The sequence below is a fragment of the Streptomyces sp. NPDC018964 genome, assembly GCF_044390325.1.
Lineage (GTDB): Bacteria > Actinomycetota > Actinomycetes > Streptomycetales > Streptomycetaceae > Streptomyces.
Genome location: NZ_JBIRYZ010000009.1, coordinates 312,793 through 327,790, shown reverse-complemented (window position 1 = coordinate 327,790; position 14,998 = coordinate 312,793). Strand labels below are relative to the sequence as shown.

The 14,998-nt window shown below is 76.8% G+C and carries 1 protein-coding gene (cut by a window edge); it reads right to left on the bottom strand.

Annotation, left to right across the window (positions count from 1 at the left end; all coding sequences use genetic code 11):
• Positions 1-14,998, bottom strand: the 5' portion of a protein-coding gene (locus ACH5AO_RS18365; protein WP_398925787.1) for a type I polyketide synthase. 13,586 nt of this gene lie to the left of the window's left edge; only the first 14,998 of its 28,584 coding nucleotides appear in the window; the start codon lies at positions 14,996-14,998; its stop codon lies off the left edge, out of view.

Genomic DNA, 14,998 nt, shown 5'->3' with positions numbered 1-14,998 from the left:
TGGTGCCGGTGATGAGGTGGCCCTCGGCGCCCTCGGAGGCGGCGCCGCCCGCCGTGTAGTCCTGGTAGCTGGCGCCAATGAAGGTGCCGGTGAGGCTGCCCCGGAGGGTGGCGGGGTCGATGCCGGCGCGTTCCAGGACCTCCCAGCCGGTCTCCAGCAGGAGCCGCTGCTGCGGGTCCATGGCGAGGGCCTCGCGCGGCGAGATGCCGAAGAAGGCGGCGTCGAAGTCGGCGACGTCGTGGAGGAAACCGCCCTGGGTGGAGTAGGTGGTGCCGGGCTTGTCGGGGTCGGGGTCGTAGAGGGCGTCGGCGTCCCAGCCGCGGTCGGCGGGGAAGCCGGTGATGGCGTCGCCGCCGGCCGCGACGAGGTCCCACAGGGCCTCGGGGCTGGTGATGCCGCCGGGGTAGCGGCAGCTCATGGCGACGACGGCGATGGGCTCGTCGTCGACGGCGGCGGTGGTGCGCACCGGTCCGTGGTCCTCGGTGCCGGGGCCGCCGACGAGGCCGCGCAGGTGCGCGACGAGGGTGAGCGGGTCCGGGTAGTCGAAGACGAGGGTGCTCGGCAGGGTGAGGCCGGTGACGGCGGCGAGCCGGTTGCGAAGGTCGACGGCGGTGAGCGAGTCGAAGCCGACGTCGCGGAAGGCGCGGCGCTCGGACAGCACCTCCGGGGAGGCGTGGCCGAGGACGGTGGCGGCCTCGGAGCGCACCAGGTCCAGCAGGAGGCGGTCCTGTTCGGCGGCGGGCAGGGCGCGCAGCCGGGCGGTGAACTCGCCGCCGTCGGCGGCGCGGGCCTCGGACTCCTCGGTGAGGCGCCGTACGTCGGGGACGTCCTCGAACAGGCTGGTGGGGCGGGAGGAGGTGAACACCGGGTGGTAGCGGTCCCAGTCGACGTCGGCGACGGCGAGGACGCCCTCGTCGGCGTCGAGGGCCTGGCGCAGTCCGGCGAGGGCCAGTTCGGGGTTCATGAAGACCAGGCCGCTGCGGCGGATCTGGCCGGGGTCGACGCGGCCGAGCTTCATGTCGTCGGCCCAGATGCCCCACGAGATCGCGGTGGCGCGGGCGCCGCGGGCGCGGCGGTGCTCGGCGAGCGCGTTGAGGTGGGCGTTGGCGGCGACGTACGCGGCGTGCCGGCCGCTGCCCCACAGGCCGGCGGTGGAGGAGTACAGGACGAACGCGTCGAGCTGGTCGTCGTCGAGGAGTTCGTCGAGGTGGGCGGCGCCGGCGGTCTTGGCGTGCACGACCTTGGCGAAGGCGTCCAGGCCGGTCTCGTCGATCGACTGGAGTTCGATGACGGCGGCGGTGTGGAAGACGCTGCGGACGGTGCGGCCCTCGGCGGCGAGCCCGTCCAGGAGCGCGGCGACGGCGTCCCGGTCGGTGACGTCGCAGGCGGCGACGGTGGCGGTGCAGCCGCGTTCGGTGAGCTCGGCGACGAGTTCGGCCGCTCCGGGGGCGGTGTCGCCGCGGCGGCTGGTGAGGACCAGGTCGCGGGCGCCCCGGTCGGCGAGCCAGCGGGCCAGGTGGGGGCCGAGGGTGCCGGTGCCGCCGGTGACCAGGACGGTGCCGCGCGGGCTCCAGCCGGGGCCGCCGGACGGCGCGGGCGCCGGGGCGACGCGGCGGGCGAGGACGCCGGAGGCGCGGACGGCGAGCTGGTCCTCGCCGGTGGTGCCGGTGAGGACGGCGGCGAGCCGCTGGGCCGCGCGGTGGTCGAGGGTCTCGGGCAGGTCGACGGTGCCGCCCCAGCGCTGCGGGTGTTCCAGCGCGGCGGTCCAGCCGAGGCCGTGCACCATGGCCTGTACGGGCCGGGTGAGCCGGTCGGCGCGGCCGGTGGAGACGGCGCCGCGGGTCAGCGCCCACAGGGGCGCGTCGACTTCGGCGTCGCCGAGGGCCTGGACCAGGGTGACGGAGAGGGCGAGCCCGGCGGGCAGCACGGGGTGGAGGGTGCCGGTGTCCTCGGCGGCGGCCAGCAGCGAGACCACGCCGGTGGGTTCGGGCAGCTCGCGCAGGCGGGCGGCGAGGTGGGCGCGGTCGGTGTCGGCGGCGTCGAGGCGCAGCGGCACCGGGTCGGCGCCGTGCGCGGCGAGCGCCTCCCGTACGGCGGTGGTGTACTCGGGGTCGGTGCCGTCTGCGGTGACGAGCAGCCAGGTGCCGGTGAGGGCGGCGTCGGGCAGGGCGGCGAGCGGCTTCCAGGTGGCGCGGTAGCGCCAGGAGCCGACGGTGGAGCGGTCGCGGCGCTGCCGCCGCCAGGTGGACAGGGCGGGCAGGACGGGGGCGAGGGCGTCGCGGTCCAGGTGCAGGCGGGTGGCGAGGGAGTCGACGTCCTCCTGCTCGACCTCGGTCCAGAACTCGGCGTCGGCGGGGTCGCCGCCGTCCGCGGCGCGCGGCGGCGCGGCCTGGACCCACAGGTGCTCGCGTTGGAAGGCGTAGGTGGGCAGGGGTGTCCTGCGGGCGCCGCAGCCGGCGTAGACGGCGGTCCAGTCGGCGCGGCCGCCGCGGACCCACTGTTCGGCGAGGGAGGCCAGGAAGCGTCCGGTGCCGCCCTGTTCGCGGCGCAGGGTGCCGGTGACGGCGATGTGGTCGCCGGTCTCCTCGGCGGTGGCCTGCACCGCCATGGTGAGCACGGGGTGCGGGCTGATCTCGACGAACACGCTGTGCCCGGCGTCGAGGAGGGCGCGTACGGCGTCCTCGAAGCGGACGGTCTGCCGCAGGTTGCGGTACCAGTAGGCGGCGTCCGTGGCGGCCGTGTCGAGGATCTCGCCGGTGACGGTGGAGTGGAAGGGCACCCGTGCCCGGCGGGGCGTCACGGGGGCGAGGAGTGCGAGGAGTTCGTCGTGGATACGCTCGACCTGCGGGGAGTGGGAGGCGTAGTCCACGGCGACGCGGCGGGCCCGTACGTCCCGGGCGGTGAACTCGGCGTGCAGGGCGTCGAGCGCTTCGGGAGTGCCGGCGAGGACCACGGAGCGGGGTCCGTTGACGGCGGCGACGGAGACGGCGCCGTCGTGGGCGGCCAGGTACTCCTCCGCCTCGGCGGCGGGCAGCTGTACGGACATCATGCCGCCGGCGCCGGCCAGGACGCGGCCGATGGCCTGGCTGCGCAGGGCGACGACGCGGGCGCCGTCCTCCAGGGACAGGGCGCCGGAGACGACGGCGGCGGCGATCTCGCCCTGGGAGTGGCCGACGACGGCGTCCGGGGTGACGCCGTGGGCGCGCCACAGCTCGGCCAGGGAGACCATGACGGCCCAGGTGGCGGGCTGGACGACGTCGACGCGGTCGAAGTCGGGCGCGCCGTCGGCGCCGCGGATGACGTCGGTCAGGGACCAGTCGGTGAACGGGGCGAGCGCGGCGGCGCACTCGTGCAGCCGCTCGGCGAACACGGGTGAGGTGTCGAGGAGTTCGGCGCCCATGCCGGCCCACTGGGAGCCCTGGCCGGGGAAGACGAACACGGTGCGGCCGTCGGTGTCGGCGGTGCCGCCGACGACCTGGGCGGTGGACGCGCCGTCGGCGAACGCGGTGAGCGCGTCGGTGAGTTCGCCGGTGGTGGTGCCGAGAGCGACCGCCCGGTGCTCCAGTACGGAGCGGGCGGTGATCAGGGTGTGGCCGACGTCGGTGGGGTGCGGGCCGGCGGCGGTGACGTGCGCGGCGAGGTTGCGGGCCTGGTCGCGCAGCGCGGCGGGGGCGGCGGCGGACAGGATCCAGGGCAGGGTGCCGCCGGCCGGGAGGGCGGGCTCGGCGGCCCCGTCGGGTTCCGGAGCGGCGGGCGCCTGCTCCAGGACGGCGTGGGCGTTGGTGCCGCTGATGCCGAAGGAGGAGACGGCGCAGCGCAGCGGGGCGTCGTCCTTGTGCCAGTCGGTGGTCTCGGTGACGAGGCGGACGGTGCCGCTCGACCAGTCGACGTGGGTGGACGGCCGGTCGGCGTGCAGGGTGCGCGGCAGGGTGCCGTGCCGCATCGCCATGACCATCTTGATGACGCCGGCGACACCGGCGGCCGACTGGGTGTGGCCGATGTTGGACTTCACCGAGCCCAGCAGCAGGGGGCGCTCGGGGTCGCGGTCCCGTCCGTAGGTGGCGTGCAGGGCCTGTGCCTCGATCGGGTCGCCGAGCGCGGTGCCGGTGCCGTGCGCCTCGACCACGTCGATGTCGTCAGGGGTGAGTCCGGCGGCGTTCAGGGCCTGGCGGATGACGCGGACCTGGGAGGGGCCGTTGGGGGCGGTCAGGCCGTTGGAGGCGCCGTCCTGGTTGACGGCGGAGCCGCGGATGACGGCGAGGACCTCGTGGCCGTTGCGGCGGGCGTCGGAGAGCCGCTCCAGGACGAGGACGCCGACGCCCTCGGCGAGGGTCATGCCGTCGGCGTCGTCGGAGAACGCCTTGCAGCGTCCGTCACGGGCCAGGGCCCGCTGCCGGCTGAACGCGATGAACGACATCGGGTTGGTCATGACGGTGGCGCCGCCCGCGAGGGCGAGGCTGCTCTCGCCGTTGCGCAGCGACTGGCAGGCCAGGTGCAGCGCGACCAGGGAGGAGGAGCAGGCGGTGTCGACGGTGACCGCCGGGCCCTCCAGGCCGAAGGTGTAGGCGAGCCGGCCGGACAGGACGCTGGGACTGGAGCCGGTGACGGCGTGCCCGGCGGAGCCGTCGTCCATGGCGACGCCGTAGTCCTGGTAGGTGGAGCCGATGAAGGTGCCGGTGGGCGTGGAGTGCACCGCGGCGGGGTCGATCCCGGCGTGCTCGAACGCCTCCCAGGTGGTCTCCAGGAGCAGCCGCTGCTGCGGGTCCATGGTGACGGCCTCGCGGGGCGAGATGCCGAAGAAGCCGGGGTCGAACTCTCCCGCGTCGTGGAGGAAGCCGCCGAGGGTGGAGTAGGTGGTGCCGGGGTGGTCGGGGTCGGGGTCGTAGAGGGCGTCGGCGTCCCAGCCGCGGTTGGTGGGGAAGTCGGAGATGGTGTCGGTGCCGTCGGCGACGAGCCGCCAGAACGCGTCGGCGGAGCGGGCGCCGCCGGGGAAGCGGCAGCTCATGCCGATGATGGCGATGGGCTCGTCGGTGGCGGCCTGGCCGGCGGTGGCGAGGGGTGCGCTGTCGCCGGTGCCGAGGAGTTCGTCCCGGAGGTGGCGGGCGAGGGCGGCCGGGCTGGGGTGGTCGAAGACCAGGGTGGTGGGCAGGGCGAGGCCGGTGAGCGCGGCGAGGCGCTTGCGCAGTTCCACGGCGGTCAGCGAGTCGAAGCCCGCGTCGCGGAAGGCGCGTTTGGCGGGGACGCCGTCGGCGGAGGTGTGGCCGAGGACGACGGCGGCCTCGGAGCGCACCAGGTCCACGAGCAGCCGCTGCTGCTCGTCGCCGGTCAGTCCGCGCAGCCGTCCGGCCAGTTCGGAGGCGGCGGCGGCGGTGGTGTCCGCGGGGACGGCCAGGGCGCGCACGGTGTCGATCTCGTCGAAGAGGCGGCTGGCGCGTACGGCGGTGAAGACCGGGTGGTACTGCTCCCAGTCGACGTCGGCGACGGTGACGGCGGTGTCCCGCTGGACGAGGGCGCGGCGCAGTTCGGTGACGGCGGTGGCGGGGGCCAGCAGGCGCAGTCCGCTGCGTTCGAGGGTGTCGGAGACGGAGTGGTGGGCGTGGGCCATGCCGGTCTCGGCCCACGGGCCCCAGGCGACGGCGGTGGCGGTCAGGCCGCGGGCGCGCCGGTGCTCGGCGAGGGCGTCGAGGTAGGCGTTGGCGGCGGCGTAGGCGCTCTGTCCGGCGCTGCCCCACACTCCGGCGACGGACGAGTACAGCAGGAAGAAGTCCAGGTCGTGGCCGTCGAGCAGGGCGTCGAGGTGGGCGGCGCCGAGGGTCTTGGCGGCCATCGTGGCGGCGGTGTCGGCCAGCGGGGTGGCGGACAGCGGGGCGGCCTGGCCGACACCCGCGGCGTGCACCACGCCGGTGAGCGGGGCGTCCTCGGGGATCGCGGCGAGGACGGCGGCGAGGGCGTCGCGGTCGGCGCTGTCGCAGGCGACGAGGGTGACGCGGGCGCCCGACTCCTGAAGTTCGGCGGCGAGGTCGGCGGCGCCCGGCGCGTCGGGGCCGCGCCGGCCGGTGAGGATCAGGTGGCCGGCGCCGGCGCGGGCCAGCAGGCGGGCGGTCTCGGCGCCGAGTCCGCCGGTGCCGCCGGTGATCAGGACGGTGCCGGAGGCGGTGAGGGCGTCCTCGCGGGGCAGGTCGGCGCCGGGGTGGCGGACGACGCGGCGGACGAGGACGCCGGAGGCGCGGACGGCGACCTGGTCGTCGCCGTCGCGGGCGGCGAGCACGCCGGCCAGGCGCTGCGCGGCGGGCGCGTCGAGGACGGCCGGCAGGTCGACGAGGCCGCCGGGCTGTTCGGGGCGTTCCAGGGCGGTGACCCGGCCCAGGCCCCAGTGGGCGGCGCGGGCGGGGTGGGTGAGCGGGTCGCCGGCGCCGGTGGAGACGGCGCCGCGGGTGACGGTCCACAGCGGGGCGGTGGTGCCGGTGTCGCCGCAGGCCTGGGCGAGGACGACGCCGAGGGCGAAGCCGGGCGGGAGGCCGCCGGTGGCGGTGTCCCCGGGGGTCCCGTCGGTGGGGTGGGGGCCGTCGGCGAGCGGCAGCAGGTTCAGGATGCCGGCGGCTTCGCCGGCGCCGGCGGCGCGCAGGGCGTCGGCGAGGTGCTCGCGGTCGAGGTGGGTGGCGTCGAGTTCGAGGCGCCGGAACAGGGCGCCGTGGCCGCGCAGCGCGTCGAGGACCTCGCCGGCCTCGTCGCCGGCGGTGGTGACGGCGAGCCAGGTGCCGTCCAGGACGGGGGCGCCGGTGGTGGCGGGTCGCCAGGCGACCTGGTAGCGGGCGGCGTCCAGGACGGACTTCTCCTGCCGGGCGCGCCGCCAGGACGACAGCGAGGGCAGCAGCGCGTACAGGGAGGCGTGTTCCTCGTCGCGCAGGCCGAGGAGTCCGGCGAGCCCGTCGGCGTCGCCGCGTTCGACGGCGGTCCACAGGGCGGCGTCGGCCGGGTCGGACACGGCGCGGCGGGCGCCGAGGGCGGTGGTGTCGGGCCAGTACGTCTCGTGCTGGAAGGCGTAGGTGGGCAGTTCGACGGTGGTGGCGCCGGTGCCGGTGTGCGGGGCGGACCAGTCCACGCGGACTCCGCGCACGTGCAGGCGGGCGAGGGCGGTGAGGGCGCTGACGTCCTCGGGGCGGTCGGCGCGCAGCAGCGGGACGGCGTCGGTGCCGGCGTCGTCGCCGAGGGTGTCCTCGGTGAGGGAGGCCAGGGAGCCGCCGGGGCCGAGTTCGAGGAAGGTGGCGGCGCCCGCCTCGTGGGCGGCGCGCACGGCGTCGGCGAAGCGGACGGTGCCGCGGACGTGGCGCACCCAGTAGTCGGCGGTGCGCAGGTCGTCGCCGGTGGCGGGGCGGCCGGTGAGGTCGGAGACGACCGGCACGGCCGGCTCGTGGTAGGTCAGGCCCTCGGCGACCTGCCGGTAGGCGTCGAGCATCGCGTCCATGCGCGGCGAGTGGAAGGCGTGGCTGACCCGCAGCCGGCGGGTGGTGCGGCCCTGGCCGGCGAAGTGGGCGGCGACGCGCTCGGCGGCGTCCTCGTCCCCGGAGACGACCACGGAGCCGGGGCTGTTGACGGCGGCCAGGCAGACCTGGTCCTCCAGGCCGTCCAGCAGCGACAGCACCTCGTCCTCGGTGGCCTGTACGGCGTACATGGCGCCGCCCTCGGGCAGTGCCTGCATCAGCCGGGCGCGCGCGGCGACCAGGGCGCAGGCGTCGTCCAGGGAGAGGACGCCCGCGACGTGGGCGGCGGTGATGCCGCCGATGGAGTGCCCGAGGAGCACGCCGGGGCGCACGCCCCAGGAGCGGACCAGGTGGTACAGGGCGGTTCCGAGGGCGAACAGGGCGGGCTGGGTCCAGCCGGTCTCGTACAGCGCGGCGGCCTCGGGGGTGCCGTCCTCGGCGAAGAGGACGTCCTTGAGGGAGCGCGGCGCGGCCTCCGTCTCCGGGTCGGTGAGCAGCGGGTCGAGTTTCGCCACGACCTCGTCGAGCGCCTCGGCGAACCGCGGGTGGCGGGCGTACAGTTCGCGGCCGGTGCCGGGGCGCTGGCTGCCCTGTCCGGTGAAGAGCAGGGCGGTGCGGCCGGCGCCGCCGGTCTCGCCGAGGACCAGCGCCGGGTCGGGCCGGTCGGCGGCGAGGGCGGCCAGGGCCCGCCGTACGTCGTCGGGGGTGCCGACGGCGACGGCGCGCTGTTCGAACGCGGGCCGGGTGGTGGCCAGGGAGAGGGTCACGTCGGCGGGTGCGAGGGCGGGGCGCTCGTCCAGGTGGGCGAGGAGGCGGGCGGCCTGGGCGCGCAGCGCGGGCCGGGTGCGGCCGGACAGGACCCAGGGCAGGACGGCGGGCGCGCCGGCGTCCGCGGCGGCGGGGCGGGGCGCGGGGCGCGGCGCGGGCTGTTCCAGGACGACGTGGGCGTTGGTGCCGCTGATGCCGAAGGAGGAGACGGCGGCGCGGCGGGGGCGGCCCGTCTCGGGCCAGGCGGTGTGCTCCTGGAGGAGGGCGACGGCGCCGGACTCCCAGTCGACGTGGCGGGAGGGCCGGTCGGCGTGCAGGGTGCGCGGCAGTTCGCCGTGGCGCATCGCCATGACCATCTTGATGACGCCGGCGACGCCGGCGGCGGCCTGGGTGTGGCCGATGTTGGACTTCACCGAGCCGAGCAGCAGGGGGCGTTCGGGGTCGCGGTCCTGGCCGTAGGTGGCGAGGAGGGCCTGTGCCTCGATGGGGTCGCCCAGGGTGGTGCCGGTGCCGTGGGCCTCGACGGCGTCCACGTCGGCGGGGGTGAGCCCGGCGGTGCCGAGGGCCTGGCGGATGACGCGCTGCTGGGAGGGGCCGTTGGGGGCGGTCAGGCCGTTGGAGGCGCCGTCCTGGTTGACGGCCGAGCCGCGGACCACGGCGAGGACCTCGTGGCCGTTGCGGCGGGCGTCGGAGAGCCGTTCCAGGACGAGGACGCCGACGCCCTCGGACCAGCCGACGCCGTCGGCGTCGTCGGAGAACGCCTTGCAGCGGCCGTCGGGCGACAGGCCGCGCTGGCGGGAGAACTCGATCAGGGAGGTCGGCGTGGACATCACGGTGACGCCGCCGGCCAGGGCGAGGGAGCACTCGCCGGAGCGCAGGGCCTGCATCGCCCAGTGCAGGGCGACCAGGGAGGAGGAGCAGGCGGTGTCGACGGTGACCGCCGGGCCCTCCAGGCCGAGGGCGTAGGAGACCCGGCCGGAGGCGATGCTGGGCGCGGTACCGCTGCCCTGGTGGCCCTCGAAGCGCTCGTCGGCGAGGACGGCGGAGTAGTCGCTGTACATGACGCCGGCGAAGACGCCGGTGCGGCTGCCGCGCAGGGAGACCGGGTCGATGCCGGCGTGCTCCACGGCGGTCCAGGACGCCTCCAGGAGCAGCCGCTGCTGGGAGTCGGTGGCCAGCGCCTCGCGGGGGCTCATGCCGAAGAAGCCGGGGTCGAAGTCGCCCGCGTCGTGCAGGAATCCGCCGTGGCGGGTGTACGAGGTGCCGGGGTGGTCGGGGTCCGGGTGGTACAGCGCGTCCAGGTCCCAGCCGCGGTTGACGGGCAGCCCGCCGACCGCGTCGGTGCCCTCGGTGACCAGGCGCCACAGGTCGTCGGGGGAGCTGACGCCGCCGGGGTAGCGGCAGCTCATGCCGACGATGACGATCGGGTCGTCGGCGCCGGCCGCCGGGCCGGCCGCCGGGGCGGCCGCGTCCGTGTCCGCGGCGCCGGTCAGCTCCTCCAGCAGGTGGGCGGCGAGCGCGGAGACCGTGGGGTGGTCGAAGACGACGGTGGCGGAGGTGCGCAGGCCGGTGACGGCGGCGAGCCGGTTGCGCAGCTCGACGGCGGTCAGGGAGTCGAAGCCGAGGTCCTGGAAGGCGCGTTCGGGGTCGATGTCGGTGGCGGAGGCGTGGCCGAGTACGGCGGCCACCTGGGCGCGCACCAGGTCGGTGACGGTCTCGGTGCGGGCCTCGGCGTCGAGCCGGGACAGTCGCCGGGTGAGGCCGAGGGCGGCCTCGGAGCCGGTGCGCACGGTGCGGCGGCGGGCCCGGATCAGGCCGCGCAGCAGCGGCGGCACCTCTCCCCCACCGCGTAGCGCGGCCAGGTCGAGCCGGACGGGCAGGACGGCCGCGCGGGGCAGGGCGAGGGCGGCGTCGAAGAGGGCCAGGCCCTCCTCGGGGGTGAGCGGGGGCGTGCCGGAGCGGGACAGGCGGCGCAGGTCGTGCTCGGTGAGTTCGCCGGTCATGCCGGTGCCGGGCGCCCAGGGGCCCCAGCCGAGGGAGAGCGCGGGCAGCCCCGAGGCGCGCCGGGTCGCGGCGAGCGCGTCGAGGAAGGCGTTGGCGGCGGCGTAGCCGGCCTGGGCGGGGGCGCCGGCGGTACCGGCGAAGGAGGAGAAGACGACGAACGCGGCGAGGTCGAGGTCGCGCGTGGCCCGGTGCAGGTGCCAGACGGCGTCGGCCTTGGGCCGCAGGACGGCGGTGAGGCGGTCGGCGGTGAAGGACTCCACGAGCCCGTCGTCGAGGACGCCCGCGGTGTGCACCACGGCGGTGACGGGGTGGTCCTCGGGGACGCCGGCGAAGAGCGCGGAGACGGCGTCGGGGTCGGCGGCGTCGCAGGCCCGGAGGGTGACCTCGGCGCCCGACGCGCGCAGGGCGTCGGCGAGTTCGGCGGCGCCGGGGGCGTCGGGTCCGCGCCGGCCGGCGAGGAGCAGGTGCCGTACGCCGTGTTCGGCGACGAGGTGGCGGGCGAGGACGGCGCCCAGGCCGCCGGTGCCGCCGGTGATCACGACGGTGCCGTCGGGGTTCCAGGCGGGGGTGTCCCGTTCGGCGGGCGGGCGGACGCGGGTGAGGCGGGCGCCGAGGACCTCGCCGTCGCGGACGGCGGTCTGCGGTTCGTCGGCGGTGAGGGCGGCCTGGAGGGCGGAGGAGGGGTCGGCCGTGGACGCCGGGTCGAGGTCCAGCAGGCCGAAGCGGCCGGGGTGTTCGGTCTGCGCGGAGCGGACCAGGCCCCAGACGGCCGCGGCGGCGGGGTCGGTGACGCCGCCGCCGTCGGTGGCGACGGCACCCCGGGTGACGAAGACCAGCCGGGAGCCGGACCGGGCCGGGTCGTCGAGCCAGTCCTTCAGGTGGCCGAGGGCGCGTGCGGTGACCTCGTGCACGGAGTCGGGCATCCGGTCGTCGCCCGCGCCGGCGACGGGGGCGAGCACCAGGTCCGGCGTCCCCTCGCTGGCGTCGGTGACCGTCGTGCCGGCGGCGGTCAGGGCGGCGGTGAGGCCGAAGGGGTCGCCGCCGAGCAGGCCCACGGCCGCCGGCGGAGCGGTGCCGTCGGCGGGGGCGGTGGTCCGGGTCCAGTCCAGGGCGAACAGCGCGTCCCGCTCCAGGTGGGAGGCGGCGGTGGCGCGGGCGTCCGGGGCGGTGCGCAGCACCAGGGAGGCCACGGAGGCGACGGGCGCGCCGGTGGTGTCGGCGACGGTGATCGACACGGCGTCGTCGCCGGCCGGGACGAGCCGCACGCGGGCCTCGGTGGCACCGCTCGCGTGCAGGGTGACGTCCTGCCAGGAGAACGGCAGGCCGCCGCGTCCGTCCTCGCCGAGCGGGGCGAAGGCGGTGGCGTGCAGGGCGGCGTCGAGGAGCGCGGGGTGGAGGCCGAAGGAGGGCGCGTCGCCGGCGGGTCCGGCGTCGAGGGCGACCTCGGCGAAGGTCTCCTCGCCGCGCCGCCACACCGCCCGCAGGCCGCGGAAGGCCGGGCCGTAGCCGAAGCCGGCGTCGGCGAGCGAGTCGTAGAAGCCGTCCAGGCCGACCGGTTCGGCGCCGGCCGGGGGCCACACGGTCGCGTCGAAGCCGTCCTCGTGGCGGGCGCCGGGGGCGAGGGTGCCGGTGGCGTGCCGGGTCCAGGGCAGTTCGTCGTCGCCGTCGGGGCGGGCGTAGAGGCTGAGGGCGCGGCGGCCGGTGTCGTCGGGGCCGGCGATCCACACCTGGACCTGGACGCCGCCGTCCTCGGGCAGGGCGAGCGGGGCGGCGAGGGTGAGGTCCTCGACGCGGTCGCAGCCGACCTCGTCGCCGGCCCGCACCGCCAGCTCCAGGAAGGCGGTGCCGGGCAGCAGGACGGTGCCGCGGACCGCATGGTCGGCGAGCCAGGGTTGGGTGCGCACCGAGAGGCGGCCGGTGAGCAGCAGTCCGTCGGAGTTGGCGAGGGTGACGGCGGCGGCCAGCAGCGGGTGGTGGGCGGCGCCCAGGCCCGCGGCCCGTACGTCGCCGGCGGTCCCGGTGACGCCCTTGGGCCAGAAGCGGCGGTGCTGGAAGGCGTACGTCGGCAGGTCGGCGCGGCGGGCGCCGGTGCCCTCGAACCAGGTGTCCCAGCGCAGCGGCACGCCGTGCAGGTACAGGCCGGCGGCGGTCTCGGTGAGCGCGGTGGGCTCGGGGCGGTCCTTGCGCAGGGCGGGCAGGACGGCGGCGTCCTCGTGTCCGGCGGCGTCCAGGCAGGCGCGGGTGAGCGCGGACAGGGTGCCGTCGGGGCCGAGTTCGAGGAAGACGCCGGTGCCGTGGCCGGCCAGCCAGGAGACGCCGTCGGCGAAGCGGACGGCGTGGCGGACGTGGTCGGTCCAGTAGTCGGCGGAGGTGAGCTGTCCGACGGTGGCGGGCGTGCCGGTGAGGTTGGAGACCACGGGCAGCGCGGGGGCCTGCGGGTTCAGCCCGGCGACGGTCTCCCGGAACTCCGCGAGCATCGGCTCCATCAGCGGCGAGTGGAAGGCGTGCGAGACGCGCAGCCGGCGGGTGCGGCGGCCGAGCCCGTCGAAGTGGGCCGCCACGGCGTCGACGTCGTCGGCGGCGCCCGCGACGACCACGGCGAGGGGGCCGTTGAGGGCGGCGATCGACACCCGTTCGGCGCGCTCGGCGACCAGCGGGGCCACCTCGTCCTCGGTGGCCTCGACGGAGACCATGGCGCCGCCCTCGGGCAGCGCCTCCATCAGCCGGCCGCGGGCGGCGACCAGGGTGCAGGCGTCCTGGAGGGAGAAGACGCCCGCGACGTGCGCGGCGGTGATCTCGCCGACGGAGTGGCCGGTGACGTGGTCGGGGGTCACGCCCCAGGACTCCACCAGCCGGTATAGGGCGACCTCGAGGGCGAAGAGGGCGGGCTGCGCGTATCCGGTGCGGTCGAGCAGGGCGGCCTCGGCGGTGCCCTCCTCGGCCAGCAGCAGGGGGCGCAGCGGGCGGTCGAGCAGGGTGTCGAGGTGGCCGAGGACCTCGTCGAGGGCGCGCGCGAAGACGGGGAAGCGGGCGTACAGGCCGCGGCCCATGCCGGGGCGCTGGGAGCCCTGGCCGGAGAAGAGCACGGCGAGCTTGGGGCGGCCGCGGGTGTGGCGGACGGTGAGGCCGGGCGCGTCCTCGCCGGCGGCGAGCGCCGTGAGGGCGGCGAGGGCGGTGTCGCGGTCGGCGGCGGTGAGCGCGGCGCGGTGCTCGAAGGCGGAGCGGGTGGTGGCCAGGGCGTGGGCGGTGTCGAGGGCGGTGAGCGCGGGCCGGTCGCGGAGGTGGGTCAGCAGCCGGCCGGCCTGCTCGCGCAGGGCGTCGGTGGTGCGGCCGGACAGCAGCCAGGGCAGGACGCCGGGTTCGACGGCGGGGGCCGCGGGGGTCTCCTCGGCGGGGGCCTCCTCGATGATGGTGTGCGCGTTGGTGCCGGACAGACCGAAGGAGGAGATGCCGGCCCGGCGCGGGCCGTCGTCGCGGCGCGGCCACGGTGCGGGCTCGGTGAGGAGGCGGACGGCTCCCTCGGTCCAGTCGACGTGGGTGGACGGCCGGTCCACGTGCAGGGTGCGCGGGAGCAGGTCGTGGTGGAGCGCCATGACCGTCTTGATGACGCCGGCGACACCGGCGGCGGCCTGGGTGTGGCCGAGGTTCGACTTGACGGAGCCGAGGAGCAGCGGGCGCTCGGGGTCGCGGCCCCGGCCGTAGGTGGCGAGCAGGGCCTGCGCCTCGACGGGGTCACCGAGGACGGTGCCGGTGCCGTGCGCCTCGACCGCGTCCACCTCGGCGGCGGAGAGGCGGGCGTTGACCAGGGCGGCCTCGATGACGCGCTGCTGGGAGGGGCCGTTGGGAGCGGTGAGGCCGTTGGAGGCGCCGTCCTGGTTGACGGCGGAGCCGCGGACGACGGCGAGCACGCGGTGGCCGCCCCGGCGGGCGTCGGAGAGGCGTTCCAGGACGAGGACGCCGACGCCCTCGGACCAGCCGGTGCCGTCGGCGGCGTCGGCGAAGGACTTGCAGCGGCCGTCACCGGCGAGGCCGCCCTGGCGGGCGAACTCGACGAACGTGGTGGGGCTCGCCATCACGGTGACACCGGCCGCCAGCGCCAGCGAGCACTCCCCCGCCCGCAGCGACTGCGCGGCCAGGTGCAGGGCGACCAGGGAGGACGAGCAGGCGGTGTCGACGGTCACGGCGGGGCCGACGGCGCCGTAGAAGTAGGAGAGCCGGCCGGACAGGATGCTGGTGGCGTTGCCGGTGAGCTGGAAGCCCTGGACGTCGTCGTCGGGGCCGACGCGGTAGTCCTGCGGCATGGCGCCGACGAACACGCCGGTGCGGCTGCCGCGCACGCCGGACGGGTCGATGCCGGCGCGCTCGAAGGCCTCCCAGGAGGTCTCCAGGAGCAGGCGCTGCTGCGGGTCCATGGACAGGGCCTCGCGGGGCGAGATGCCGAAGAAGTCCGCGTCGAAGGCGGGCGCGTCGTGCAGGAAGCCGCCGGCGAAGTCTGCGGGCCCGTCGCCGATCGCGGCCTCCCAGCCGCGGTCGCCGGGCATGGGGGTGATGCCGTCCTCACCGGCGGCCAGCATCCGCCACAGGTCCTCGGGGCTGTTCACGCCGCCCGGGTAGCGGCAGCCCATGCCGACGATCGCGATGGGCTCGGTGGCCGCCGCCTCCAGCTCGCTCACCCGCTGCCGCGAACGCTTCAGGTCGGCACTGGCTCGCTTGAGGTAGTCCCGGAGCTTCTGTTCCTTGTCCAT